Origin of the sequence: Candidatus Binatus sp., assembly GCF_036567905.1 — a bacterium.
Lineage (GTDB): Bacteria > Desulfobacterota > Binatia > Binatales > Binataceae > Binatus.
In genome coordinates this window covers 18,274-43,363 of sequence record NZ_DATCTO010000091.1, presented here as the reverse complement: position 1 = coordinate 43,363, position 25,090 = coordinate 18,274, and the positions used below count along the sequence as shown (strand labels likewise).

17 protein-coding genes and 1 pseudogene are annotated in these 25,090 nt (G+C 62.0%); 9 read left to right on the top strand and 9 right to left on the bottom strand.

What is annotated here, in order from left to right; translation table 11 throughout:
* Positions 1 to 884: 884 nt before the first annotated feature.
* The 3 genes from VIO10_RS14045 to VIO10_RS14035 all read left to right on the top strand — a co-directional run bounded on the left by VIO10_RS14045 (position 885) and on the right by VIO10_RS14035 (position 4,068).
* Complete coding sequence (locus VIO10_RS14045) at positions 885 to 2,291, top strand: aldehyde dehydrogenase family protein (RefSeq protein ID WP_331965438.1); 1,407 nt, start codon at positions 885 to 887, stop codon at positions 2,289 to 2,291.
* A 98-nt stretch (positions 2,292 to 2,389) separates the two neighbouring features.
* A complete protein-coding gene (locus tag VIO10_RS14040; RefSeq protein ID WP_331965435.1) occupies positions 2,390 to 3,121 on the top strand; it encodes a class II aldolase/adducin family protein in 732 nt (243 codons plus the stop codon).
* A complete protein-coding gene (locus tag VIO10_RS14035; RefSeq protein WP_331965433.1) occupies positions 3,121 to 4,068 on the top strand; it encodes a sugar kinase in 948 nt (315 codons plus the stop codon). The genes VIO10_RS14040 and VIO10_RS14035 overlap by 1 nt, the downstream gene beginning before the upstream one ends.
* A gap of 45 nt (positions 4,069 to 4,113) precedes the next feature.
* Here the strand turns inward: VIO10_RS14035 and VIO10_RS14030 are convergent, their stop codons facing one another.
* The gene (locus tag VIO10_RS14030; protein ID WP_331965430.1) at positions 4,114 to 5,841 is read right to left on the bottom strand and encodes a L,D-transpeptidase family protein; all 1,728 of its coding nucleotides are present in this window, start codon (positions 5,839 to 5,841) and stop codon (positions 4,114 to 4,116) included.
* Positions 5,842 to 6,015: 174 nt separating this feature from the next.
* On the opposite strand from VIO10_RS14030, the gene VIO10_RS14025 reads away from it, so the two are divergent.
* Together VIO10_RS14025 and VIO10_RS14020 are read left to right on the top strand one after the other, a co-directional pair.
* The gene (locus VIO10_RS14025; RefSeq protein ID WP_331965427.1) at positions 6,016 to 9,462 is read left to right on the top strand and encodes a carboxyl transferase domain-containing protein; all 3,447 of its coding nucleotides are present in this window, start codon (positions 6,016 to 6,018) and stop codon (positions 9,460 to 9,462) included.
* Between the two features lie 106 nt (positions 9,463 to 9,568).
* Positions 9,569 to 9,931, top strand: coding sequence for a hypothetical protein (locus tag VIO10_RS14020; protein WP_331965424.1), 363 nt, complete (start codon positions 9,569 to 9,571; stop codon positions 9,929 to 9,931).
* Positions 9,932 to 10,135: 204 nt separating this feature from the next.
* Here the strand turns inward: VIO10_RS14020 and ppk1 are convergent, their stop codons facing one another.
* The gene (gene ppk1, locus VIO10_RS14015; RefSeq protein WP_331965421.1) at positions 10,136 to 12,421 is read right to left on the bottom strand and encodes a polyphosphate kinase 1; all 2,286 of its coding nucleotides are present in this window, start codon (positions 12,419 to 12,421) and stop codon (positions 10,136 to 10,138) included.
* A gap of 175 nt (positions 12,422 to 12,596) precedes the next feature.
* On the opposite strand from ppk1, the gene argE reads away from it, so the two are divergent.
* The gene (gene argE / locus VIO10_RS14010; RefSeq protein WP_331965418.1) at positions 12,597 to 13,796 is read left to right on the top strand and encodes an acetylornithine deacetylase; all 1,200 of its coding nucleotides are present in this window, start codon (positions 12,597 to 12,599) and stop codon (positions 13,794 to 13,796) included.
* Between the two features lie 270 nt (positions 13,797 to 14,066).
* Here argE and VIO10_RS14005 read toward each other — a convergent pair whose 3' ends face one another.
* Complete coding sequence (locus VIO10_RS14005; RefSeq protein ID WP_331965415.1) at positions 14,067 to 16,481, bottom strand: TonB-dependent receptor; 2,415 nt, start codon at positions 16,479 to 16,481, stop codon at positions 14,067 to 14,069.
* Positions 16,482 to 16,591: 110 nt separating this feature from the next.
* Positions 16,592 to 16,927 carry a hypothetical protein gene (locus tag VIO10_RS14000; protein ID WP_331965412.1) on the bottom strand — a complete coding sequence of 112 codons (336 nt, stop codon included), beginning with the start codon at positions 16,925 to 16,927 and terminating at the stop codon, positions 16,592 to 16,594.
* 185 nt (positions 16,928 to 17,112) lie between these two features.
* Between VIO10_RS14000 and VIO10_RS13995 the strand changes: the two genes are divergently transcribed.
* Entirely contained in the window at positions 17,113 to 17,964 is an 852-nt protein-coding gene (locus tag VIO10_RS13995; RefSeq protein WP_331965409.1) for an MBL fold metallo-hydrolase, read from the top strand.
* 49 nt (positions 17,965 to 18,013) lie between these two features.
* Positions 18,014 to 19,777 carry an OPT family oligopeptide transporter gene (locus tag VIO10_RS13990; protein WP_331965406.1) on the top strand — a complete coding sequence of 588 codons (1,764 nt, stop codon included), beginning with the start codon at positions 18,014 to 18,016 and terminating at the stop codon, positions 19,775 to 19,777.
* Positions 19,778 to 19,801: 24 nt separating this feature from the next.
* Here VIO10_RS13990 and sixA read toward each other — a convergent pair whose 3' ends face one another.
* The 5 genes from sixA to VIO10_RS13965 form a co-directional block, all read right to left on the bottom strand.
* Positions 19,802 to 20,302, bottom strand: coding sequence for a phosphohistidine phosphatase SixA (sixA, locus tag VIO10_RS13985; protein WP_331965403.1), 501 nt, complete (start codon positions 20,300 to 20,302; stop codon positions 19,802 to 19,804).
* Positions 20,302 to 21,402: a CHAD domain-containing protein gene (locus VIO10_RS13980; RefSeq protein ID WP_331965400.1), complete on the bottom strand. Its 1,101-nt coding sequence runs from the start codon at positions 21,400 to 21,402 to the stop codon at positions 20,302 to 20,304. The genes sixA and VIO10_RS13980 overlap by 1 nt, the downstream gene beginning before the upstream one ends.
* Before the next feature lie 7 nt (positions 21,403 to 21,409).
* A complete protein-coding gene (locus VIO10_RS13975) occupies positions 21,410 to 22,168 on the bottom strand; it encodes a hypothetical protein (protein ID WP_331965397.1) in 759 nt (252 codons plus the stop codon).
* On the bottom strand, positions 22,143 to 23,003 hold the full coding sequence (locus VIO10_RS13970; RefSeq protein WP_331965394.1) for a thymidylate kinase: 861 nt from the start codon (positions 23,001 to 23,003) through the stop codon (positions 22,143 to 22,145). Before VIO10_RS13970 ends, VIO10_RS13975 begins: the two co-directional genes overlap by 26 nt.
* A gap of 84 nt (positions 23,004 to 23,087) precedes the next feature.
* Positions 23,088 to 23,330: a hypothetical protein gene (locus VIO10_RS13965; RefSeq protein ID WP_331965391.1), complete on the bottom strand. Its 243-nt coding sequence runs from the start codon at positions 23,328 to 23,330 to the stop codon at positions 23,088 to 23,090.
* A gap of 122 nt (positions 23,331 to 23,452) precedes the next feature.
* Here VIO10_RS13965 and VIO10_RS13960 point away from each other — a divergent pair.
* Positions 23,453 to 25,066 (top strand): annotated as a pseudogene (locus VIO10_RS13960) (DHA2 family efflux MFS transporter permease subunit); the annotation flags it as partial.
* Between the last annotated feature and the right edge of the window lie 24 nt (positions 25,067 to 25,090).

The window sequence follows — 25,090 nt, the reverse complement described above, 5'->3', positions numbered from 1 at the left end:
CTGCCAACGCACGTGAGATCAATCGGGGCGCCGGCGAAATCCGGCGCCTGATTGTCACGCGAGATTAATTCGCGCGAGTTTCACGTGAAGCCGCGATTAAGCGTCCGGGATCGGGAGATCGCGCAGTCATTGACACTGGCGATCCGGACCTTTTAGCCAATGCCACTTCGCATCAGGCTTTTGCGCGGATGTGCCGCGGGCCGCCGAGTCACCGGGCCCGCGTTTCGGTGTTACGGGTTCATGCATCGCGAATCCAGAGTATAGTTCGCGAGATTGGCTGAGCCGAGACAAAACGCCCCTTTGGTTATGGTAGTAACTATGATCGACGATCCAAAGATACATTCGCTGACCAGTACTGATATCGTAACTCTCGAAGAATAGGTGCGGAAAATTACTATCCCACGAGCAGCAAGAAAGGCTTCGATGAGGAATCAGGAGTAATCACTATGAAGAGACAGATAGGCAGTGCAGCGGCGTTGATTGGTATCGCATTCCTGCTCGGTACCGCGGTCGTCGGATGCGAAAAGGAAACTACTACGACAGTCCCCGTAGCCGGCGAACAAGGCCCCCCAGGAGCACCGGGCGCTCCCGGCGCAGCCGCTCCGGCGCAGGGCTCGGAGAAAACCTCGGAGTCATCGACCACGACTACGAACAATAACAATCCGGGTGGCTCTACCACGACCACCGACAAAAGCTCGAGCCAAAAGACAAACTAATCGCTTCGGAACAATCGGGGGCGGCTCGGTATCGGGCCGCCCTCATCTTGCCCGCCTGATCGAGTAATTCACGCTGTCAGCCAAGCGCCGTTTGCGTGCGATACGACCGGCGTTGTAATGAATCAATTACATTTGCCTGCACGGACTGCGCATATTAGGAGATTCACAATGCCCGGATACACCATGACTATCGACGGCCAGTCGGTGAAGGGATCGAAATCCACCGGCGTGATCAATCCCGCCACCGGAAAGGTCTTCGCCGAGGTTCCCGATTGCACCAAGGCCGAACTCGATCAGGCGATGTCCGCCGCGCAGCGTGCGTTTCCCGCCTGGAGCAAGGACATCAACGCGCGGCGCAAGGTCCTCAACGAATGCGCGGCCGCATTGCAACAACCGCCTGAAGGGCTGGCGCGGACTCTGACCCAGGAGCAGGGCAAGCCGCTGGACAAGGCGGGGCAGGAAATCGTGGGCACCTCGATGTGGTGCGCATACACGGCGATGCTCGATTTGCCCAGCGAGATACTCCAGGACACGGCGCAGGGCAAAATTGAAATAAAGCGCAAACCGCTCGGCGTCGTCGCCGCGATCACGCCGTGGAATTACCCGCTGATGCTGGGGATGTGGAAGATCGCGCCGGCGCTGCTCGCCGGCAATACCGTCGTGCTGAAGCCCTCGCCGTTCACGCCGATCACCACGCTGATGCTTGGCGAGATCCTGCGCGACATTGTTCCGCCCGGAGTCCTCAACGTGGTATCGGGCGGCGACGCGCTCGGTGCGTGGATGACCAGTCATCCGGCGCCGAGAAAGATTTCATTCACCGGCTCGGTTGAGACCGGCAAGAAGGTGGCTGCGGCAGCCGCGCCGGATCTGAAGCGGGTTACGCTCGAGCTCGGCGGCAACGATGCCGCGATCATTTTGTCGGACGTGGATCCGGCGGCGGTAGCGCCGAAGATTTTCTGGGGCGCGTTCGAGAACTCCGGGCAGATCTGCAGCGCGATCAAGCGGGTGTACGTTCCAGAAAAGATGTACGCCGCGTTGCTCGAGAAGCTTGGCGAGCTCGCGCGCGGGGTCAAGGTGGGAAACGGGCTCGAGGCCGGGACCCAGCTCGGTCCAATCAACAACAAGCCCCAGTTCGAGCGGGTGACTGAGCTGGTCGAGGACGCCAGGAAGCACGGCGCCAAGATTGTCTCCGGCGGCGCGCGCGTGGGCAAGGAAGGTTACTTCTTCGCCCCCACGATCGTCGGAAACATTTCCGATGGCGTGCGGCTCGTCGATGAAGAACAGTTCGGCCCCGCGCTTCCGGTCATTCCCTACAAGGATGTCGACGATGCGGTCCGCCGTGCGAACGCGACCCATTACGGGCTGAGCGGTTCGGTATGGTCCAACGATTCGGCGCGCGGCGCTGAGGTGGCGTCGCAACTGGAGTGCGGTTCGGCCTGGGTCAATCAGCATGTTGCGATCGCACCGAATCTTCCGTTCGGCGGAGCCAAGTGGTCCGGGATTGGCGTGGAGAACGGCCCCTGGGGTCTGCTCGGCTTTACGGAAATCCAGGTGGTTAACTCGGTCAAGCTGTGAGGCGCGCGCATCGAAGACATCTTATAATGTATTAAGAACTGTCACCTTCGCGGTATCCTGAAATTCGAGCGATACCCCAGGGACGGCGTTTTTCTGAAATGGGACACTACGACGACTATAAGCGGCGAGTCCTGCGCATCAGCCAGCGGCTGTCCGCCGACGGTTACTTCGGATCGAAGTCCGGCAGCGGGGGCAACGTCTCGATGCTCGTCGATGGCGGTGACGCCGTCGTCGTCACGCCGTCGCACCTGCGGTACGACGTGATGACGGTCGAGGACGTCTGCGTCGTGGACTTCGACCTCGCTCGAATCGAGGGCGCGCGCAAACCGTCGATCGAAACTCCGATGCACGTAGCGACATACAAAGTGCGCGCGGACGTGAGCGCCGTCATTCATACCCATCAGGCGTTCGCGAGCGCACTCAGCGTGCTGAACCAGCCGATCCCGCCGCTGTTCGACGAAGTCACGCTGGCGATTGGCAATACCGTCGACATCGTGCCCTACGCCCTGTCAGGCTCGCGCGAACTGCACGACAACGTCGCGCGCAAGCTCGCCAATCGATGCCATTGCTACATAATTCAGAATCACGGCGCGCTTTGCATCGGCGCCGATCTCGACGAGACTTTCACTTTTGTGGAGTTGCTCGAGAAGTCCGCCACCATCTATATGCAAGCGCTGGCGACCGGCAAGCCGGTGACCGTTCTCCCTGAAAAGACCGTCGCGCAGCTTCACTCCGCGATGATCGCGCGCCAGGATCGCGAAATCGCGCGCAAGCAGGAACGCCACGTCACGCGGATGAAAGTCGTCCCCGAAGCGGAGCCGAGTCACTGATGAGCGGCCCAGCGGTGACGCTCGGCGCACACATCCTCGACATCCTCGGCCGCTACGTGACTCATATCCCCGAGGGGCAAGGCAGCGTGTTGCTCGACGAGATTCGGCTCGCACCGGCTGGGTCTGCGGCGGCCACGGCAGTTGGCTTGGCGAAATTGGGACTCTCAGTTGCGACGGTGGGCGCCGTCGGCGACGATGCCTTGGGAGACGTGCTTATCCGCGCGTTGAACGGCTTCGGCGTCGATACCAGCCACGTTATTCGCAAGCCCGCCGTCCAGACCTCGGCCAGCATCCTGCCGATAAGGCCAAACGGCGATCGGCCTGCGCTTCATGCGATCGGAGCCAACGCCTGCTTTGCGATCGACGACGTACCATGGCCGTTGATCGAGAGCGCGGCGCATCTGCATCTCGGCGGCAGCGATTCGATGCGCGGACTCGGGCGCGATGGAGCCGCGCAGATACTCCGGCGCGCACGCGACAGCGGCGCGACCACCAGCATGGACATCCTGAGCGAAGGCTCGCCCAAGCTCCTCGCCATCCTGAAGCCGTGCCTGCCATTCGTTGATTGGTTCATGCCCAACGCCGATCAAGCTTGCAAGCTCACGGGATCACACGCACCCGAAGAGGCAGCCCGGCACCTGCTCGGCCTCGGCGTGCGCGGAGTTGTGCTCACGATGGGCGGCGGCGGCAGCCTGCTGACGACCGCGCGCGAGAAGCTGCATCTGGCGGCGCACGATATTGCGGTAGTCGATACGTCGGGATGCGGCGACGCGTATTGCGCCGGCTTCATTCGCGCGATCCGGCTGGGTTGGCCGCCGTCGGAATGCATGAAGCTGGGCAATGCCGCGGCAGCTCTGGTGGCGCAAGGCCTGGGCTCGGACGCCGGCATCCGCGATTTGGCCGAAACCGTCCGCTTCATGCGCGACACTCCCCTGCGTTCGAGCTGACGCAGCCTGAAATGTATATTTGCGACTGACTATTGGAGTGGCTAATCAGCCCGGATATGGATAGCCATTCGCGAGCGCCCTGGCCAGCGACGCATCATAGCCATATATGTCATCGAAGAAGCGGACTTCGCCATCCGGCTCTACTACCGCCGTACTATAGAGAATTAGTACCGGAATAGGCTTGTCGAGATTCACTTGTATGGTGGTATCGCCGTTCATCGTGGCGCGAATTTTGTCCACCGTCCACTCGGGTTTGTCGCGCAGCACCCACGCCGCCAGAGCGACCGGATCTTCGACCCGGATGCATCCGTGACTGAAGTCGCGGCGAGAACGCGCGAACAGTTCCTGCTCCGGCGTGCCGTGCATGTACACATTGTATTGATTGGGGAATATGAACTTGACCAGGCCGAGTGCATTCTTGGGTCCAGGCAGTTGTCGAGCGCTCAGTGCGCCGGAACGAAGTCCGCTGATGACCTCGTCCGACGCCGGCGATGAAGGGACAACGTCGCCGCTTCCATCAACTACTTCGAATCCATGATCTGCCAGATAATCGGGATCGCGGCGAGTCTTTGGCGCCAGCTCGTTGCGCTGGATCGACAGCGGAACAAGCCAATATGGGCGGAAGATTACATACTTCATGTCCTCCGCGAACACGGGCGTCTGCGTCCGCATCGCCCTGCCGACGACTACTTTCATCGTCAGGAAGTTGGCCGGCTGACGGCGCATCGTACGCAGCCGAAATTCGGGGATGTTGACGACGATTGGCGGCTCGGGGAAGTCCGGCGGTATCCAGCGATATCGTTCCAGCGTGAGTTGGAGCTGTCGCACGCGGGTTTTGAGCGGCACGTTCAATTGGGTCACCGTGCCTTTACCCAACACACCGTCGATATCGAGGCCATGGCGACCTTGGAAATGTTTCACGGCGCCGACGACGGCGCCGTTGTAAACAGTCGAGTCGGCGGGCACGCCGGCATTGGATGGAAGGTCGCCGAGCTGACGCAATCGCGCGGCCAGCTCAGCCATCGACGCGAAGGAATTTCCGGGGCGCACGCCCTTTTGCGGTACAGGCACGAGCGGAGCATCGCCCGCGCTCGCCATCTTCAAATAGGTGAGGAGCGCATCTTCGGCCCGCCGATAACCATCATAATTCGGTTCGACTTTCGCGATCACCGCGGGAACATCCAGCGCCGGAAGAACTTGCGTCCTAAGCAATTCGGCCAAGTCATACTGTGCGGGTCCAACGACCAGGCCGAACTTGAAGTGTTGCGGGTTGATCCTTCCGACATGCAGGGCGGAAATGTAGCGCATCGCGCAGACCGTCAGCGCCAGATCGATATGTGCAAGGTCGGTGTCGGATGCTTTCGGCACCGACGGTTGGAGCTTGGCCAATCGCGCGTCCCATCGCGATGCATCGTAGTCGTCGGGGTTGAGGCCCTTCGAAGAAGCATTCTGAAAGAGCAGTATCATCGAGAGGGCTTGAGGGCTGGCGTTGCCGTTTTGGATCCAGCCCAGCGAATTGCCACCCGAGTCGTAGAATTTTTTTGCATCGTCGCGATAGTCAGTGAATTTGGGCCAGCGCAAGTCTGGCAGTGTGCCTGCGGCGATCAGAGCGCCGAGATCACCCGGGCCTTGAGCTGCGGCGGCGCTGGCAGGTGGGGCCGCGTTGGGCGTCGGAGTCGCCGCGGGAGAGCCGGCGGCGAAGGCCACGCTGGCCGCGGCGCCGCAGCACAGTGCTGCGATCAACGCCGCCAACGCGGATTTGTGAATCTTCATGCTTGCCCGCCCCGCGCGATGACACTGTACATAGGTTGCGCACCGATTCGCCGCAAGAGCGGGGCGATGAACCTATCGATCGGTTGCGGGGCGCTTTCGCGCGGCCGGCTCATCATGCTTTAGATACAGATTCAGGCGAAGGATTGAGCGTACCGAAAAAGAGACGAGAGAAATATGACTCCGAACAGTCTTCTGATCGCCAACCGCGGTGAGATCGCAATTCGCATCATCCGTGCGGCCGCCGAGATGGGCATCCGCACCGTGACCGTTTTCCCGGACGACGATTCCGCGTCGCTGCACACGCGAAAGGCCGACGAGGCGCTTCGTCTAAGCGGCGCGGGCGCGGCCGCGTACCTCGATGGAGAACAGATTATCGCGCTCGCCAAAGAGGCGGGCTGCGATGCGATCCATCCCGGCTACGGCTTTCTCAGCGAGAACGCCGGCTTTGCGCGGCGATGCGCAACCGAGGGCATCACGTTCGTGGGACCGCGAGCCGAGATACTGGAACTTTTCGGCGACAAGGTGCAGGCGCGGCGGCTGGCCGAGCGATGCGGCGTGCCAATCCTGCGCGGCACCTCGGGGCCGACGAGCCTCGATGAAGCGCGGCGCTTTTTTTCGTCGTTGGGCGACGGCGCTTCGATGATGATCAAAGCGGTGGCAGGCGGCGGCGGCCGCGGCATGCGCGCCGTCTCGCGCATCGATGAAATCGAGAAAGCATACAAACGCTGTCAGTCCGAGGCGCGCGCGTCATTCGGCAACGGCGACGTATACGTCGAGCAGTTGATGCCGCGCGCGCGTCATATAGAAGTGCAGATCATCGGGGATGGATCGGGCAACGTCAGCCACCTCTGGGAACGCGAATGCAGCATCCAGCGCCGCAATCAGAAGATCGTGGAGATAGCGCCGAGCCCGGGACTGGAGCCGGCGCTGCGCGATCGGCTGACGGCGGCCGCGGTGCGGATGGCCAAGGAGGTGCGTTACGACAACCTCGGCACGTTCGAGTTTCTGGTCAATAGCGACGCATCCGCGAAGAATGACGAGGCGAGCTTTGCGTTCATCGAGGCCAACCCGCGGCTCCAAGTCGAGCACACCGTCACCGAAGAGGTGACGGGCATCGATCTGGTCAAGCTGCAAATTCAACTGGCGGCAGGCCGCTCGCTCGCTGAGCTGGGGATGCAACAAGCGGACATTCCCAAACCGCGCGGGTTCGCGATGCAGGTGCGAATCAACATGGAATCGATGCGCGCCGATGGCAGCGCGAAACCGGCGGGCGGGACGATCACCGCGTTCGAGGCGCCGTCGGGACCGCGCGTGCGGACCGATTCGTTCGCCTACGCGGGATACACGACGAGCCCGAACTTCGATTCGCTGCTCGCCAAACTCATTGCGCATTCGCACTCGGCGGATTTCGCCGACGTGGTGGCGAAAACATATCGCGCTCTCTGCGAATTCAGAATCGAGGGTGTGCCGACCAACATTGGATTCCTGCAGAGTTTGTTGCAGCATCCCGAGTTCATCGCGAATCGTGTTTACACGCGCTTCGTCGAGGACAATATCGCGGCGCTGGTTGGCGGTGCAGAATCCGGGCATCAGCGGCTGTTCTTCGAGCATAAAGCGCCGGCTCCCACAGCGGGCGCCGAGCATGCCGGCGCACGGCGCGCAGGAGCAAAGATCGACGCGAGCGATCCGCTGGCAGTGCTCCATCATGGCAAATCCGGGAGCATCGCGCCGTCGCCATTGGCGGCTTCCACCACCGCCGTGACATCACAAACGCACGAGATCAAGGGGCCTGAGAACACGGTCGCGATCGAGGCTCCGATGCAGGGCACGATCGTTTCCGTCGATGTCAGCGAAGGCGACCGGGTACATCGCGGCCAGCAACTGTTCGTCATGGAAGCGATGAAAATGGAGCACGTCATCGGGGCAGATAAGAGCGGGATCGTGCGGCGCATCACGGTGGCCAAGGGCGACGCAATCTTCGAAGGACATCCACTTGCTTTTATCGAGGAGGCCCAAGTCGAAACGACGGATCGCGCCGCGGCGGAAGAGGTGGACCTGGATCGCGTGCGCCCCGATCTTGCGGAAGTGGTCGAGCGTCATGCGCTTGGACTCGACGCCGCGCGGCCCGACGCGGTCGCGCGCCGCCGCAAGACCGGGCAGCGCACCACTCGCGAAAATATCGACGACCTGTGCGACCCGGGTACCTTCGTCGAGTACGGTCCGCTGGTGATCGCGGCGCAGCGGCGGCGGCGCACAGTCGAGGACCTGATCAAGAACACGCCGGCCGATGGAATGGTCGCCGGAATCGGACGCGTCAACGGCGACCTGTTCGAGGAATCCAAAGCGCAATGCATCCTCATGTCATACGATTACACCGTGCTCGCAGGAACGCAGGGGGCACAAAACCATCGCAAGAAAGACAGGATGTTCGAAATCGCGCAGAAGTCGCGCATCCCGGTGGTGTTCTTCACCGAGGGCGGCGGCGGACGTCCCGGCGATACCGATGGGCTTGGCGTGGCGGGACTCGACTGCCTGGCGTTCAACTACTGGGGAAAGTTGAGCGGCCTGGTGCCGCTGGTAGGTATCAACTCGGGCAGGTGCTTCGCCGGCAATGCAGCATTGCTCGGATGCTGCGATGTAGTAATCGCCACCAAGGGATCTAACATCGGGATGGGTGGTCCCGCGATGATCGAAGGCGGCGGACTGGGTATCTTTCGACCGGAAGAAGTAGGACCGATGGACGTGCAAGTGGCTAATGGCGTGGTGGACATTCCGGTCGCCGACGAGGCCGAGGCAGTGCTAGTGGCCAAGAAGTACCTATCGTACTTCCAGGGAGAGGTGCGCGGCTGGGAATGCGCCGACCAGCGTTTGTTGCGCACAATCATTCCCGAGAATCGACTTCGCATCTACGATGTCCGATCGGTCATCGAGACTCTGGCCGATACCGGATCGGTGCTCGAGCTACGTCGGCAGTTCGGCCCCGGGATGGTGACGGCGTTGACCAGGATCGAAGGACGTCCGGTCGGACTGATCGCCAACAACCCGGTTTATCTCGCGGGCGCAATCGACAGCAACGGCGCCGACAAGGCCGCGCGGTTCATGCAGCTTTGCGACGCGTTCGACATTCCGCTGGTGTTCCTGTGCGATACTCCCGGCATCATGGTTGGCCCGGAGGTCGAGAAGACGGCGCTGGTGCGGCATGCGGCGCGGATGTTCGTGACCGGCGCGAACATCAGCGTGCCGTTTTTTACGATCGTGCTGCGCAAGGGCTACGGACTGGGCGCGCAGGCGATGGCGGGCGGCAGCTTCAAGGCGCCATTTTTCACCGTCGCGTGGCCCACCGGAGAGTTCGGCGGCATGGGGCTGGAGGGAGCGGTGAAGCTCGGCTATCGCAACGAACTCGCAGCGGTTACGGAACCCGGAAAGCGCAAAGCACTGTTCGACGAAATGGTGGAGCGGATGTATCGCCACGGGAAAGCGGTGAACACCGCGACGCACTTCGAGATCGATGACGTCATCGATCCGTTCGACTCGCGCAAATGGATCGCTGCGGGTCTGCGCTCGACGCCGCCGAACGCGCCGCGCACCGGCAAGAAGCGGCCCAACGTCGATAGCTGGTGACAGGCGCCACGATAACGGTGTTTGCCGCGATCCAATCGCGCGTTTAGGTTCCTGACGGCACGCGCGCAATTTTTGCATTTCAAGCGAGGTGCACTAAGCTGAGAGCATGAACCGAATATCGACTCTGTTGATCGCAGTTGCGCTTCCAATCGCTTTCGCTGCTCCAACGATCGCGCAGGAAGGAAAAACGCTGGGTACCGTCGTCAACGGAAATACCACGACCACGTTCAAGGCCGCCGACACTGGCGATATCGACACGCAAAAGCTCAAGACCTGGAACGCTTTCGCGGCCGGGCATCGGAAGGTCGCAAGCGAACTCGCCCACAATTCCGCGCTGATCAATGACGACGGCTATGCGAAGAAGCATCCGCAACTCGGCGCGTTCTTCTCGGCGCATCCGGATATTCGCCAGGCAATGACGGCGAATCCCGGCAACTACGTTGCGATTCCGCCGCGTCCCGGCGAATAGCCGCGCTCGCTCCGCGGTCTGATTCGATCGGCCAGCCTGCGGCGGCCATCGTCCCGGACTCGCGCGATTGGCGCCTACGCCGCGTACCACCGCTGCCAGATGAATCACGATTTCCGGGCGTGCGTGAGCGTACATCGGCACGACTGCGTCACGCGGGGGCGGGGTTGGATCAGAAAAACCAGCCCACTGGACGCAGAGGTCCCCTCACTCGCCGCTGCGTTCTCGTACCGTGCGGCGGGCGAAGCCTTTGGAGCGGCGCTTCTTGACCTTGACCGCTTCGGTCTGTCGCGTCTCGGCGAAATCGATCATCGCCTGCTGGCAGGCCGGGGATGCGTCCGCGGCCGCGGTCCTGACGTAGGCGCCGTCGGCCAGCATTTCCCACTGGCATCGATTGGGCCGCAACTGGAGGTCGAGCACGATGCGCAACTCCTTGCGCAGTTGGGGGTCCTCGACCGGCGCGACGACTTCGACGCGACTTTCAAGATTGCGCTTCATGCAATCGGCGGAGCCGATGAAAAACTCCTCCGCTCCGCCATTGCGAAAATAAAAGATGCGGCCGTGTTCGAGGAACCGGCCAACAATGCTCACCACGCGCACGTTTTCCGACAGCCCCTGGATTCCCGGGCGCAGCCTGCAGGTGTCGCGGACTATCAGGTCAACCTTCACGCCCGCCTGCGAGGCGCGATAAAGCGCGCGCGTTATGTCCACGTCCTCGAGCGCGTTCATCTTGAACTGAATCAGCCCGGGTGATGCGGCCGAGCTGAGCTTGATTTCGCGCTCGATTCGCGCGAGCAGCGCGCGTTTGAGCACGGTCGGAGCCGGCAGGATCTTGCGATAGGGACGATCCGGCATATAGCCAGTCGTCAGGTAGTTGAACAGTTCGGTCAGGTCTTCACCAATAGTATTATCGCAAGTAAGTAGTCCGTAGTCGGCATAAAATCTCGCCGTCCCGGGATGATAGTTGCCAGTGCCGATGTGCGCGTAACGGCGCAGGCCGTTGTAGTCCTGGCGAACAACCAAGATTACCTTGCTGTGAGTCTTCAGGCCCACGACGCCATAGGTTACGTGAATTCCGAATTCCTCGAGCCGGGTCGCAAACTGGATGTTCGCAGCCTCGTCGAAGCGCGCCTTCAACTCGACCACCACCGCCACCTGCTTGCCGTTGCGCGCCGCGTCACACAGGTAGCCGATGATTTTCGAATCGGGCGACGTACGATACAGCGTCATCTTGATCGCGCGGACCTTCGGGTCGTCCGCGGCTTCGCGCAAAAACCGCTCCACCGACGTCGAGAACGACTCGTACGGATGCAGCAGCAGGAACGGACCAGCGTCGCGAATGACGTGGAAGATGCTGCGCCCGACGGTGAGGCGCGGGTGATCCACCGGGTGATGCGGCGGATCGTGCAGCGCAGGCGCGTCGATCGCCGCAAGCTCTCCCAGGTCGCGCATCGAGAGCATCCCGTCCACTTCGAACACGTCGGCGCGTTCGTCCAGTCCAAGTTCCGCGGCCAGCATTCCGCGATGAACCGGATTAATTCCGGTCAGCACTTCGAGCCGCACGATTGGCGCGAACCGGCGGTCGCGCAGCTCGGATTCGATCAGCGCCAGCAAGTCGTCGGCCTCGTCCTCGTCGCGTTCCGTGTTGGCGTTGCGCGTCACCCGAAAAAGCTCGTACGAGTCGATCAGCATCGAGGGAAACAGCAGATCGAGATTGTTCGCGACGACATCCTCGAGCCGGACAAAATCACTTTGATTTCCGACCCGCAGAAAACGCGGGATTCCGAAACCGATCGGCACTTTCACCCGCGCCATCAAAGGGTCCGAGTCGTTCTGGTAACGCGCCGTGACCAGCAGGTTGAGTGACAGATTCGAGACGAACGGGAACGGATGCGCAGGATCCATCGCCTGCGGCGTCACCAGCGGAAAAATGTTCTTGTAGTAATAGTCGCGAATCGACTTGCGCTCGTCGGCCGAGAGGCTGGCGTACAGACGCACGCGAATGCCGTAGTTCTCGAGCTGGCTGAGAATTCGCGGACCAAGCTCGCGCTGCCGCTGCTCGAGCTCGCGCACCACCATGTAACACTCCGCGATCTGTTGTTGCGGCGTGCGCCCGTCAACCGTCAGCTCGTGCATCCCCGCGACCACCTGCTGCTTCAGGCCGCCGATGCGCTTCATGAAAAACTCGTCGAGGTTGGACGCGGTGATCGCCAGAAACTTGAGCCGTTCGAGCAGCGGATTTCGTTCGTCTTCCGCTTCGTGCAGAACGCGCCGATTGAACGCGAGCCAGGTGAGCTCGCGATTGAGGAACAGGTCGGGCGACGTAAGCTCCTTGTCGATTCGCGCCGTCGGCGCCTTCTCGGCCGCCGTAAGCGGCCGGTCAACCACAGTCGCCACTGCCGACGGATCGCCCGCTCCTCCATTTTGAGTCGCCCGCGCATCCGCAACGGTCGTCGCCGCAACTATCCCGGGAGTATCCGCCTGGTTCCCCATATGCTCATCCGGTCCCATCCTGCCCCAAGCATTCTAGCCGCCCGCGCGACCTATTGCCTATCCCGGTCCCCGCCGAGAAATAGTTGAGTATTTCCGCGGTGTTATACCATGTTGATTTGTTATCGATGTGCCGATTGTGCGATTGTTCTGACTGGCTTTTCACCCCGGTGCCAGGATGAACGATTATTTGTATGAAGTCGCAAGCCGGCTCGTCGAGTTCGACACGGTCAGCGCAAAAAGCGATATCGACGCGATGGAATACATCGCAACCGAACTCAGACCGCGGGGATTCAACACCACGCTTCAACCGATCGAGTTGTTCGGAGTCCCGCAGGCCAACCTGGTCGCATGGGTTGGACCGCCGCGCGCCGACGGCCTGATAATTTCAGGTCACGTGGACACCGTCCCCTACGACGGACAGCCGGGATGGGAGCGGGAGCCGCTCAAACTCGAACCCGCAGGGGAAAGAATTTACGGCCGCGGCGCCACCGACATGAAAGGATTCATCGCGCAATGCCTCGACGCGGCGCGCACCCTCGATTCAGCCAGGCTCAAACGCCCCCTGGTATTCGTGTTCACCGCGAGCGAGGAAGTCGGTTGTCTCGGTGCTCATAGTGTCGCGCCTGCGCTCAAACAAATTCTGGGCGACACGCCGGTCCCGCGGCTGGCGTGGATCGGCGAGCCGACCTCCTACGCAGTATGTCACGCGCACAAGAGCATCGTTGCGTTCGACGTAAGCGTCCGCGGCATCGGCGGCCATAGCGGCGCACCGGCCAGGGGCGTCAACGCGATCGCGGTGATGGCCCGCGTGATCGACACGATCGGCCGTCTTCAGCAGGAGCTCGCGGCGCGCCGGCCTGCTCAATATGCGGCGATTTTTCCCGACGCGCCGTACGACGTGCTGAATTTTGGAACGGTGCAGGGCGGAATCGCCCTCAACATGATCGCCGAGGAATGCAAGCTGCGCGTCAGCTATCGCACGCTGCCCAACGCCGATCCGCTCGGCGTTTACCGTGAGATCGGGCGCCGGCTCGACGCGCTCGACGGCCACGACTATGCGGGCCGCGAGCATCGCGCGAAAATTGAAATCGGACTTTTGAACGTCGTGCCTCCGCTGGACTCGCCGCGCGGCACGGCTCTGGAAGCCGCGTTGTTCGACGCAACCGGCGCGAACACGTCGGGCGGCGCGGTCTACGCCACCGACGGCGGATGGTTCACCGGCTCGGGGATCACGTCGCTCATCTGTGGGCCCGGCGATCTCGAGCAGGCGCATCAGCCCAACGAGCACATCCGCCGCGACGCCTTCGAACGCGGCCCGGCGATGATTCGCCAAGTCGTCGAACGCCTGTGCTGCGCCGCACAAATGTCCCTCTAACCGTTCTAACAGAGCCCTTCGACTTCGTTCAGGGTAATCTCCGCCCGCATCTTTGTCTTAACATTGGGTGCAGGGGTCACCCCTGGCCGTTGGCACGGCTGGCCAGTATTAATTCGCAGGGGTCACCGCTGCCATCGCATAGTCGCGAGAAGATGCGCCGCGCAGATTTTCGCGTCTTCTCACTGCGGGTGCAGGGGCCGCAGCCCCTGCCGCCCACCGCGCAGGTGATTCTTCCTTCATGCCGCGCGCGACAACGGAGCGCGGCCTTTGCTACGTGCCGGCGGGCTTGGTGAACGGCAGTTCCCATTTTATCCCGCCGTATAGCGCTCGGCGGGGGCCGTATTGGGCCGCAAATACTCCGATGCCCGTGCCGCTGCGAATCTGGTAAGTACGATCGTTCATATTCACGATCGCGGTGCGAAATTCGAGCACGCCGTAATTGTTGGGTACGGTCACGCGCCGCGAGATGCCCGCATCGACCTGGATATAGAACGGCAGGTTCCCCGTATTCGCGAATCCGCTTCTAAGTCCGCTTCCGTAAATCCCATCGATGCTGAACATCCATCCGCGCCAGTTGTAGGCGGCGCCGGCGGAATCGGTGAATGTCTGGTCGTGATCCAGAAAGACATAGTGACTACTGATGTACCCAAGCTCGGCGCGCGTGAAATTGAATTGGCCCGATTCCACCTGCGTCCCCTGCGCGACGCTATAGGCGAAGTTATTGTAGGCGTAAAAACTTTCGTGAGTGTATGAACTCGTGAACTCGACTCCCCAAACGCGCCCCTTCGCGTAGTTGAAGGTTTCGAAGATCAGCGCCGGCCCGAACTGTCCCTCGTCGATTAGGTCAGCGGCTTTCTTGTAATAGGAATCGATGCCGACATTCAGCCCGGGAATAATGTCCTGCGTCACTCCCGCGTCAAACAAATGGTCGCGCTCGACCGCCGGCGTGCTGTTGCCTTTGGAAAACGGCGCGCCGGTCGTGTGCGCGAACGTGGCGATGGCGGTGGTTGACACCAGCTCCGTCGGCGGCGGCGTGAATTGACGCGCATAGCCGGCGTGGATCGTGGTGCCCTTGAACGGAGTGTAAACCAGCGCAGCGCGGGGACTGGCCTGGTCCGCCCGCACCAGGCCGTCGTACAGGTCGAAGCGGACGCCGTAATTAAACGTCAGTTGTTTTGTCAGCTTCCATTCGTCCTGGAGGTAGCCGCAGTAAATCCAGGTCTGCAGCGCGAGGTCGTCAACGATCGAGATCGGGAACGGGGACGATTGTTTGCCGGTTATCGGATTGGCCGGAAATGTTGACTCGTGGTTGTCGATCTCGGCGCGCTCGGCGTCGAAATACCCGCCGAGGCGAAACGTATGATCGGCAACTCCGTGGTAAGCCGTGTCGATCTGAAAACCGTTGCCCCAGTCGCTGCGAAAAACCCTCGACGCGGCGCCGTTGTAGATCAGGTCGCCCGCGTGGTCAGGATTGAAAGTGACCGTCGAGTAACGGCTGAACGGCGCGATCTGGTAGTCGAAATTCGACCCAACGGCGCCCTGCAGCGCCAGCACGTTGAAGTAGTTTTGCTCGAACTGGTTGTCGCGGACTTTCGCCGACGGATAGACCGGCACGCCTGCCAGCGCGTAAACCTGCGGCTGATTGGGGTTCGCGGGAATCTGAAAGTGATTGATCGCGGTTCCCGTGATCAAGCTCAGCCGCGTCGTGGAACTCAGCAAGTACGAAAAGTACCCGAACCCCGAACCCTGGTTGCTCGTATCGTGAATCGCCGTGGGTCCCGAGGTCGGCGGCTCGACTCCGTGATCGGTACCGAGGTATTGCCCCGTCACGAAGTAGCTGAAGTTGCCCTTCGATCCGCCGTACTCGAAGCTCGGCTGCATGGTCCCGCGCTGCCCGCCGTAAAAATCAACATCGGCCAGGTTGTCCAGCTGCCCGTCCTTGGTCTTGATATCGACGATCCCGGCGGTGCGCAGGCCGTACTGCGCCGGCAACGCACCCGTCAGCAGGCTGATCGATTGGGCAAAGCGCGGACTGAGCACCTGTCCGAAGCCGGTGATGCCTTCGGGAAGCTGGATGCCGTTTATCCGGTACTGCAAATCGGCGTGGTCGCCACGCACGTGGATCTGTCCATAGGAATCCTGCGCGACGCCCGGCGCCTGCAGTATCACCTGGTTCAAAGACGTATTCGCGCCCTGCGGCAATTGCTGGATCGCCTTGTCGCTGAACGTGTATTTGCTGCCACCGGTGCCCGGCGACAAAGAGTTGCGCGACTTGTTCAGCCGCGTCGCCGCGACCGCAAGGCTGACCGATTTCTCCGCTTCCATCGCGAGCACAATCGGCGCCGCGCCCTTCGCCAACACCGTCACGATCGCCGTCGCCGTCCTGAATCCTTTCTTGGTCGCCACGACCGCATAGGTACCGCGCGCCCCCACGCTGAACGAGAATTCACCCTCATCGTTGCTCGAAGAATGAGCTACGATCCGCCCGTTCGATGCCTGCATCGACAGCGCCGTTTGCTTGATCGGCCTGCCTAGAGCGTCTTTCACCACGCCGGTGATGCGATATTTCGTGGCCGCCGAGGTCTTCAAATCAGCCGCGGACGCTGGCTCGCAAATAGCCAGTTGAATAGCCAGTTGAATCAGTATCCCGGCAACCGAGATCCATAAAAACAGTTTCCTTCGCATCGCAAGCTCCCGTAACGCTCAAGGATCGTCTCACGCCCTTCAGATGCCAGTGGCGCCGCGCAAACCGATCGCGGGCACCAGAACAATTCGGATGTGTCGAAAGGGGGGGCTTAGAGCGATACGGGCGGAGCGCGCACGCGCGCGGCCGAGAAGACCGGTGACTCGGATCGGATTGGCGCGGCGATGAATATCGTCCCGGCTAACGCCGGTCCGCGCGCGACGGTCACCGTCGCTGCAGCCGTGCCCGGCGAATGCAACGCAAGTTGACAAAGCGGACAGAGTCCCGGGTCGGTGCTGAGCTGCGCGACTCCAACCCCGTCGCGCGAAGCCGCGCCCTCATGAAAATGAGCCGCGCCAATGGCCTGCGAGACGAGTATCAGCGCCGCGCCAAAGATCGCGATCGCGCGCGCCGCCGCTCTGCCGCCCTTGTAAAATCTGGATATCATCAGATCTTGCCCGGCACGGATGACTGCCGGCGGACTCTATCTCCGAACAAGCGTGCCGTCTGACAACCTGATATGTCAAGCGCCCCTGCTCTCCGCCTTCCCCCTACTGAACCTTCCAGGTTTGGCACCAGGTTTGGCGAACCTCCAAAATCCGGCTAAGTTAGCCGCGGGACGGGAGGATCAGCATGAACCAGTTCAAAGTCGGCGACGTCAAGATAACCCGGATCATCGAAAGCGAGGCGCCATGGCCGGGCACCTTCATCTTGCCCGACGCCACCGGCGAGAATGTCCTGAAAGAAGCCGACTGGCTCTACCCCACCTTCTCCGACGAAAAGGGCAAGCTCCGCATGAGTATCCACGCGCTGGTGGTCGAATCGCAGGGCAAGCGCATCATCGTCGATACCTGCATCGGCAACGAGAAGGTTCGTTCGAACCCGGCGTGGAGCAATCTGAAGCTGCCGTTTCTGAGCGACCTGGAGAAAGCGGGTCACACGCGCGACCAGATCGATCGCGTCATCTGCACGCATCTGCACGTGGACCATGTCGGGTGGAACACGATGCTCAAGGACGGCAAGTGGGTGCCGACGTTCCCCAACGCCCGCTACCTGATAGGCGGCACCGAGTGGGATTACTGGTCGAAGTTCGACGGCAAGGACATGCGCGATCCGGTCGATGATTCGGTGCGCCCGGTTGTTGAGATTGGGATGGCCGATCTGATCGACTCGAACTTTCGCGTGACCGACGAAGTATGGCTGGAGCCGACGCCCGGCCACACTCCCGGACATCACAGCGTGCGGATTTCGTCGAAAGGCGATGAAGCCGTGATCACCGGCGATCTGATGCATCATCCGATTCAATGCCGATATCCGGAATGGGACGACGGATTCGATTCCGACGGCGCGATGGCGAAGAAGACACGGCGCGCGTTCTGCGAGAAGTACGCCGACACCAACGTGGTCGTGTTCGGGACGCATTTTGCGACGCCATCGGCTGGAAAGATCGTGAAGAAGGGCGACTCGTTCAGATTCACGGCCTAAGCCAGGCGTGCAGCGCGACATTCCAATTCCAATTCCAGAGCCGTCGCGCGTGACCGCCGCAGCGCGCGAGCTGACGGGTCGCGGTATCGCGCTCGGCATCGCGCTGGCGCTGATCCTCGGCGCGGCAAACGCCTACCTCGGCCTGTACGCGGGCTTGACCGTATCCGCGAGCATCCCGGCCGCCGTGATCTCGATGGCGATTCTGCGGATTCTCGGCGGCTCGACGATCCTCGAGAACAACGTGGTGCAAACGATCGCATCGGCGGGCGAGGCGGTCGCAGCCGGCGCGATCTTCACGTTTCCGGCGCTGGTCATTCTGGGCGGCGTGAGAACGCTGCCGTACGCCGAGGTGACGGCGCTGTGCGTCGTCGGCGCGACGATGGGCGGGTTGCTGGTTGTGTTTCTTCGCCGCGCGTACATCGTCGAGGAGCGGCTGCCGTTTCCCGAAGGCGTCGCGTGCGCGCAGGTGCTTCGCGCCGGTGAGGCACAGGCAAATGTTCGCCCGCTTGTGGCGGGGGGTCTCGTCTCGGCGGCTCTCAAAGCGCTCCAGGACGTCGCCGGAGTTATTCCCGGCGCGGTCTCGGGCGCGCGGTGGGTCGGCAGCGCGGCGGTGGCAGGGTCGCTCGATATTTCGGCGGCGCTGCTCGGCGTCGGCTACATAATAGGAATCAGGATCGCGGCGCTGGTGTTCGCCGGCGGAGCATTCGCATGGCTGGTCGCGATTCCCGTGCTCACCGCGTTTCATCCCGGATACGGAACGGGCGACGCCGCCACGACCGCGTCGCAACTGTGGAGCAGCCAGGTGCGTTATCTCGGGGTCGGCGCGATGCTCACCGGCGGAGTCGTGACGCTATGGAAGTTGCGCAGCCGGATCGCATCCGCGATCGCCGACAGCATCCGGATCGTGCGCTCGACGCAAGCCGTCGTGACGGCGCGGGAGGACACCGATCTTTCGGCGCGCGCGGTGCTGACCGCGGTGGCGCTTTGCGTTCCGGTAATCTTCGCCGTCTGCCTGGGGCTGAGCGGGCAAGTCGCGCTCAGCGCGGCGCTGGCAGTCATCCTGACGCTGATCTGTTTTTTCGCCACGGCGATCGCGGGCTATCTGACCGGGATAGTCGGCGCGTCGAACAATCCGGTCTCGGGCGTCACGGTGATTGTATTGCTCGCGGTGGCGCTGTTTCTGAAATTGGCCGGCGTGTCACAAAGCGTTGGACCGCAACTGGCGATTCTTGCGGGCGCGATCGTGTGCACGGCGGCTGCGATGGCGGGTGATTCCATGCACGACCTCGCGACCGGCTTTCACGTCGGCGCAACGCCGCGCTCGCTCGAAATCGGCGTGCTGGTCGGCGCGATCGCGTCGTCATTTCTGATGGCGCCGATTCTGAACCTGCTGATCGCCGGCTACGGGATAGCGGGCACTGCGACCGCGCGAGCCGGCGCGCTGGCCGCTCCGCAAGCGTTTCTGATGGCGAAAGTTACGCAGGGAGTTTTTCACGGCGGATTGCCGCTGGGAACGATCGCGACCGGCGCCGCACTCGCGGCGATTCTCGGCTTGGGCGATCGCTATCTGGAACGGCGCGGATCGAAGTGGCGCACGCCGATCATGCCCGCCGCGATCGGTCTCTATCTTCCGCTGGGACTCAGCGTAACGATTTTTATCGGCGCACTCGCCCACTCGCTTTTTGGATCCGAAGATGGGGCCGAGAGCGGGCCTGGTATTCTGCTCGCGGCAGGTCTGGTGGCGGGCGAGGCGCTGATGGGCGTTGCCAGCGGCGCGATGGTCACGGCGGGAGTCAGGCTGCCGATTTTCTGAAGCGTTCTGGGAGTGAGGGCGCCGCTATTTGCGCATCTGGCGCAATTGGCGATGGGTCAGCATCCAGCGCAGCTCGCCGCCGCCGCGTTCGAAGCGCGGGGGCAGGCCAATCGCGACACATCCGCCGGTTTTCAACTTCATATGAACGACGTCGCCCGCGCCGGCCAGCAGAATCGACGCGATCGAGCTCAGTTGCGGCTCGTGTCCGACGATCATCACCTCGCCATGCTTTGCAAATGCGCGCAGCGCGGCCACCGCGTCGGCGGCTGGCACACCGGTTGCGAGTGCGGGCAGCACCTGCGGCGGCGGAGTATTTTCGTAGGCGGCCGAGACGATCTCGGCGGTTTCCGCGGCGCGCGCGAGCGGGCTGGTCAGAATCGCATCAAACTTCAGACCCATCGCGCGCAGACCCGCGGCGGCTGCGCGCATTTTTTCCTTCGAACGTTCGGTGAGCTTGCGCGCGCCGTCGTCGCCGCTCGATGCGGCCGCTTCGGCCGTCGCGTGACGCAGAATATAGAGCATCATCAGATTGTTTCCGTGGGGATTGTTTCCGTGGCGGATTGGGAGTTCATCGAATTGTGATCGGACTGCGGTGCGTCTTCGATCTCACGGCGCGCGACTTGCGATTGATTCGGCGGATCGGACTGGCTTTTTTCAGTAACCGGAGCGGGCGAGCTCGCGGGCATCAGCGCCAACCTACCGGCGCGTCGAATTTCCTCGAGCGTATCGCGAATCGCGTCGGAGCGCTCGAACCGACGCCACGCTCTCATGCATCGCCGGCGCAGTTTACTTTCGCGGCGATCCAACGACTGAATCAACGCGCCGGCCGCAAGCATGGTCCTGGGCGGCGCGGCGGATGCTTCGGCATACGACAACAGCCAGGCGGATGCCACCGTGACGTCGTGATAAAGCCCGAGCAGTTCCTGGAGCGCCTCGAGCCGCGCCAGGGTCTTTTTATGGCGCTTGGCGCCCAGCGGCGCCATCATCTCGAGCTCGTAGCGCAGCCGCTTGACCCGAACGCGGAGCTTGTGGAAAACCAGCGTCGGAGCGTCACGGCCAAGTTTTCTGCCAAGACGCACCGCACTGTGCGTAGCCGGCCTGATCAATTGGGCGGCGACGGGGCCGAGCATCCGCTCGCCGCCGATTTTCTTGATCGCCGGCCGCGACAGTTTCGCGATCAAGTTCCGATAGCGCTTCGACGCGAGCAGATCATAGAGCTTCGCGTGCTCGGACTTGCGCCGCTGGTCGAGCGCCGCGACCATCGGAGCGACCGCGGCTCTCAGATCGGGATCGATTTTGGCGGCGCGAGCGCCGATCAACGCCGCCGTCACGTCACATTCGCGGACGGCGCCGGCCTGAGCGCCGATCCACGGAATGTCGCGCCGGTAGAGCTTGAGCTGCGCGGCGTAGATGACGTTGGAGAACAATTCGATCGACGCGCGCAGGCGCCGCGCCGCGACGCGAAGTTGATGCAGTGGCTCCGCATCGCCGGACTCCGCCGCGTTCTGATGGCGCAACAGTGATTCAGCGCCGAACGCGATCGCTCTGCGCGCGGCGTCGGCGACGGTTTCGCCGGGGGAAAGCGTCACCCTGCGCGGCGGCGCATCGGAGCGCGAGGCTTCCACCACCGTGCTATTCCTTGCGCGCCGGCGCGCGGTTGTCAGCCGAATCGGAACGCGACTTGTCGTTGGCGCCCGACAAATATTCGGCGATGTGTTTTCTAAGCTCGCCCTGCAGCTCCTCGATCGGAAGGCGCGCATCGACCGAGACGAAGCCGAACTCACCGGACAAGCGCCGGTACTCGTCTATCAGGCGGCCCTGGTAGCGCTCGAATGAATCGAACAAGTCGATGCCGAGCGCGAGATGCATCCCGGATTCCCAGTAGTCCATCCCCTTGCCCATGATCACGCGGGGGATCAGAGATTCGACGTCGATGTCGAGGTAGAGGACCAGGTCGGGCACCAGCGCCATCCCGAACACCTCGCGGGTCCATTTGGGGTCGGCGCCCATCACAGAGTTGCGGGCGAACGCGGTGTACATGTAGCGATCGGCGATCACGATAAAGCCGGCCTGCAACGCCGGCAGGATTTCGTGCTCGAGACGATCGGCAAAATCGGCGGCGTAGAGCAGCGAGAAGGTCGTGACCGTCAGGCGATGGCCGGCCTTGGCCTCGTTGATGGTCTCGGAGAGCAGGGGGGAGCGCGTCCAACCGGTGTTGCTGACGGCGTAGCCCTCGAGTTCCAGCCACGGCCGGAGCAGTTCAATCTGCGCGGAGCGGCCGACGCCGTCGGTTCCTTCGATTGCGATCAAGTGGCCGGGCAGCCGCTTTTTCGCGAGGTACGGCAGGCCGTGACCGTACCAGGTTTTAGCGCGATTGGGATGTGACGCCATTTTTTACGTTCGCTCGATTGCGGTCGTAGTTGCGAAGAATTTCCTGGACCATCGTGCGTACGACTCTCTGTTGATTGGGGATCTCGGCGGTCGCGTCAATCGGACGCATCCCGAACTCGAGCGTCAGTTGATCATAAATTTCGAGCACGCGGCTCTGAAACATGCGGAAACTCTCGACCGGATCGGTCGAGAGGCCGACATCCATCCCGGCCTCGTGGTACTTGAGCTTGGCGCGGCCCGCCAGCAGCCGCTCGAGCGAAATGTCGATCGGCACGCGAAAGTAGAGCGTCAAATCGGGGCGCAGCGCGGGGCTGTAAACCGCGCGGACCCACTCGGGATGGACGCCGCGCGCGACGTCGCGGGCGAAGGCGGTGTACACGTAGCGATCGGCGAGCACGATCATGCCGGCCTTCAGCGGCGGAAGGATCTGATAGGTCAGCCGATCGGCGAAATCGACCGCGTGCAGCAGCGAGAAGGTGGTCGGCGTCAGCAGATTTTTTTTCTTGCCGCGTTGCATCGAACGCCGCACCAGCCGCGACGAATTCCACTCCGTGAAATGGACCGGGTAGCCGCGCGACCGCAGCCATCGGTCGAGCAGCAGCAGTTGCGTCGATTTGCCCGAGCCGTCGATTCCCTCGACGCAGATCAATCGTCCGCGATAGGGATGCGGCGTTTCGAGCAGGGTCTTGGGCGCGGTCCCGGCCGCGGACTTGGGCCCGGTGGAGGATGGAATAACGGCGCCGTTGGGGGAAGGCACGGCGGCGGGCAGCTCTAGCGCTGCAGGACCACCCGGCGATCCAGCCGTCTCGATAACAGGTCGGTCCTTCTCTGGCATTTCCATAGCTCGAGGTCGGCCTTCTCGCGCTTCGAATCGACTCCGACGATTAAACGGCCCGGTGAGTAACTGACCTCGATATTTTTAACCACACCTAAGTGGCTTCGATCCAGCGCGTCCGCGAGCAGCCTGTGCGATGACCTCGATTTCGTCAGCGTCGAAACCGAACAACTCCGGATTCTTAATCAGATAGTAACAATGGCGCTTGTGCCGGTCATGATCAATCGCGTGGCCGACATCGTGCAATAACGTGCCGAATTCAAGCAGTTCCCGCGCGGACTTGGGCAGCTCCAAAACCGGCAGCGGCCGGCTTAAAATATCGCGCACTCGACCTGCGACGATTGGAAGGGACGCGGGTTACGACGCGATGAAAGCGGAATTTCGAATTTGTTTTCGCGGTATCATCGCAAATCCATCAGGTTTAATCTGAACCGAGCACGCCGCACGGACGTATTTGCTTGGCAGCCGCAGCCTCATCCGCAATTGGAATCGACCATCCCGAATACGGGTCCTCCAGCCACAAGTGGCTGATCGCAGTGGCCGTGATGCTGGGCACGACGCTCGAGGTTCTCGACACGTCGATCGTCAACGTCGCGCTGCCGCATATGCAAGGCAGCTTCTCGGCAAGCGTCGACGAGATCGCGTGGGTGCTCACCAGTTACCTGGTCGCCAACGGGATCATGATTCCCATGACGGGATGGATCTCGTCGCGCTTCGGCCGCAAGCGCTACTTCATGATGTCCGTCGCCGTGTTCGTCGCCGCCTCGGGCCTGTGCGGCGCCGCTCGATCTCTCGATCAGATGGTCGTCTTTCGATTGATACAGGGCGCGGCGGGCGCGGCGATGGTCCCGTCGTCACAGGCGATCCTGATGGAGACATTCCCGCCCAACGAACAGCAACTGGCGATGGCGACGTGGGGGATGGGCCTGATGGTTGCGCCGATCATGGGTCCGACGCTCGGCGGATGGATCACCGACAATTGGAACTGGCGCTGGAATTTTTACATCAACCTGCCGGTTGGCGCCGCTGCCTTCCTGATGGTCTGGACGTTCGTTCACGACCCCGCATACTTGCGAACCCGCCACGCCAAGGGTGGCAAGACCGACTACACCGGCATCGTTCTGCTCGTCGTCGGGCTCGGCCTGGGGCAGCTCGTGCTCGATCGTGGCCAGCGCGCCGATTGGTTCAGTTCACCGTGGGTCGTTTGGGGTACAATTCTTTCCGCGATCTGCCTGGTGGGACTCACGATCAACGAATTGCGCACCACCGAACCGATTCTGGATCTTTCAATCCTTGGAATTCCCGTTTTCTCGATGTCCGTGATGCTAATGGTCGCGATGAGCTTCGCACTGTTCGGCACCGGACTGTTGAGTCCCATTTTTCTCCAAGAGCTGATGGGTTACAGCGCGTGGAAGGCGGGCCTGGTGCTCGCGCCACGGGGACTTGGCACGATGGCGGCGATGCTGATCGTCGGACAGCTTGGGCGCTACCGCTACGATACGCGTCCGTTGATCGGCGTTGGGTTCACCATAATGGCAATCGCCTTGTGGACGATGGCGGGATGGAACACTCAAGTCAGCATGTGGACCGTGACGTGGCCCAGCCTCGTCATGGGAGTTGGGATGGGCATGATCTTCCCTACGCTGTCGGCCACTACGCTTGCGTGCGTCAGTCGCGAGCGCGTCGGTTACGCCGCGAGCCTCTACAACATGATGCGCAACACCGGCGCTGCGGTCGGCATCTCCTACATGACGACCGTGCTGGTGGATCATGAGCAGACGCATCAGTCTTATCTGGTCGAGCATTTCACCGCCTTCGACGCGTGGAAAATGAGCGAAGCGGCGCGGCTCACTCCCGGCGCGCGCGGCTTTGACTACATGCCGCAAATACTCACCGGCCAGAAACAGGGACTTGGCATGGTGTACGGGATGATCCAGCGCCAAGCAATGATGCTGTCGTTCAACGACATCTACCGCACACTGGCTATTATAATGATGATTCTGATTCCGACCTTCCTGCTGCTGCGCCGCACCCGATCGAGCAGCGCTGTGGCCGCCCACTGAGACTGCACCGTGAGGTTATCGCCG

Bases quoted from the DNA above. Each gene is read 5' to 3' on its own strand.
- VIO10_RS13995 (WP_331965409.1), top strand. From the start codon at position 17,113: ATGAACCAGTTCAAAGTCGGCGACGTCAAGATAACCCGGATCATCGAA.
- sixA (WP_331965403.1), bottom strand. From the start codon at position 20,302: ATGATGCTCTATATTCTGCGTCACGCGACGGCCGAAGCGGCCGCATCG.
- VIO10_RS14045 (WP_331965438.1), top strand. From the start codon at position 885: ATGCCCGGATACACCATGACTATCGACGGCCAGTCGGTGAAGGGATCG.
- argE (WP_331965418.1), top strand. From the start codon at position 12,597: ATGAACGATTATTTGTATGAAGTCGCAAGCCGGCTCGTCGAGTTCGAC.
- VIO10_RS13970 (WP_331965394.1), bottom strand. From the start codon at position 23,003: ATGCCAGAGAAGGACCGACCTGTTATCGAGACGGCTGGATCGCCGGGT.
- VIO10_RS14030 (WP_331965430.1), bottom strand. From the start codon at position 5,841: ATGAAGATTCACAAATCCGCGTTGGCGGCGTTGATCGCAGCACTGTGC.
- VIO10_RS14035 (WP_331965433.1), top strand. From the start codon at position 3,121: ATGAGCGGCCCAGCGGTGACGCTCGGCGCACACATCCTCGACATCCTC.
- ppk1 (WP_331965421.1), bottom strand. From the start codon at position 12,421: ATGGGGAACCAGGCGGATACTCCCGGGATAGTTGCGGCGACGACCGTT.
- VIO10_RS14000 (WP_331965412.1), bottom strand. From the start codon at position 16,927: ATGATATCCAGATTTTACAAGGGCGGCAGAGCGGCGGCGCGCGCGATC.
- VIO10_RS14040 (WP_331965435.1), top strand. From the start codon at position 2,390: ATGGGACACTACGACGACTATAAGCGGCGAGTCCTGCGCATCAGCCAG.
- VIO10_RS14005 (WP_331965415.1), bottom strand. From the start codon at position 16,481: ATGCGAAGGAAACTGTTTTTATGGATCTCGGTTGCCGGGATACTGATT.
- VIO10_RS14025 (WP_331965427.1), top strand. From the start codon at position 6,016: ATGACTCCGAACAGTCTTCTGATCGCCAACCGCGGTGAGATCGCAATT.
- VIO10_RS13975 (WP_331965397.1), bottom strand. From the start codon at position 22,168: ATGGCGTCACATCCCAATCGCGCTAAAACCTGGTACGGTCACGGCCTG.
- VIO10_RS14020 (WP_331965424.1), top strand. From the start codon at position 9,569: ATGAACCGAATATCGACTCTGTTGATCGCAGTTGCGCTTCCAATCGCT.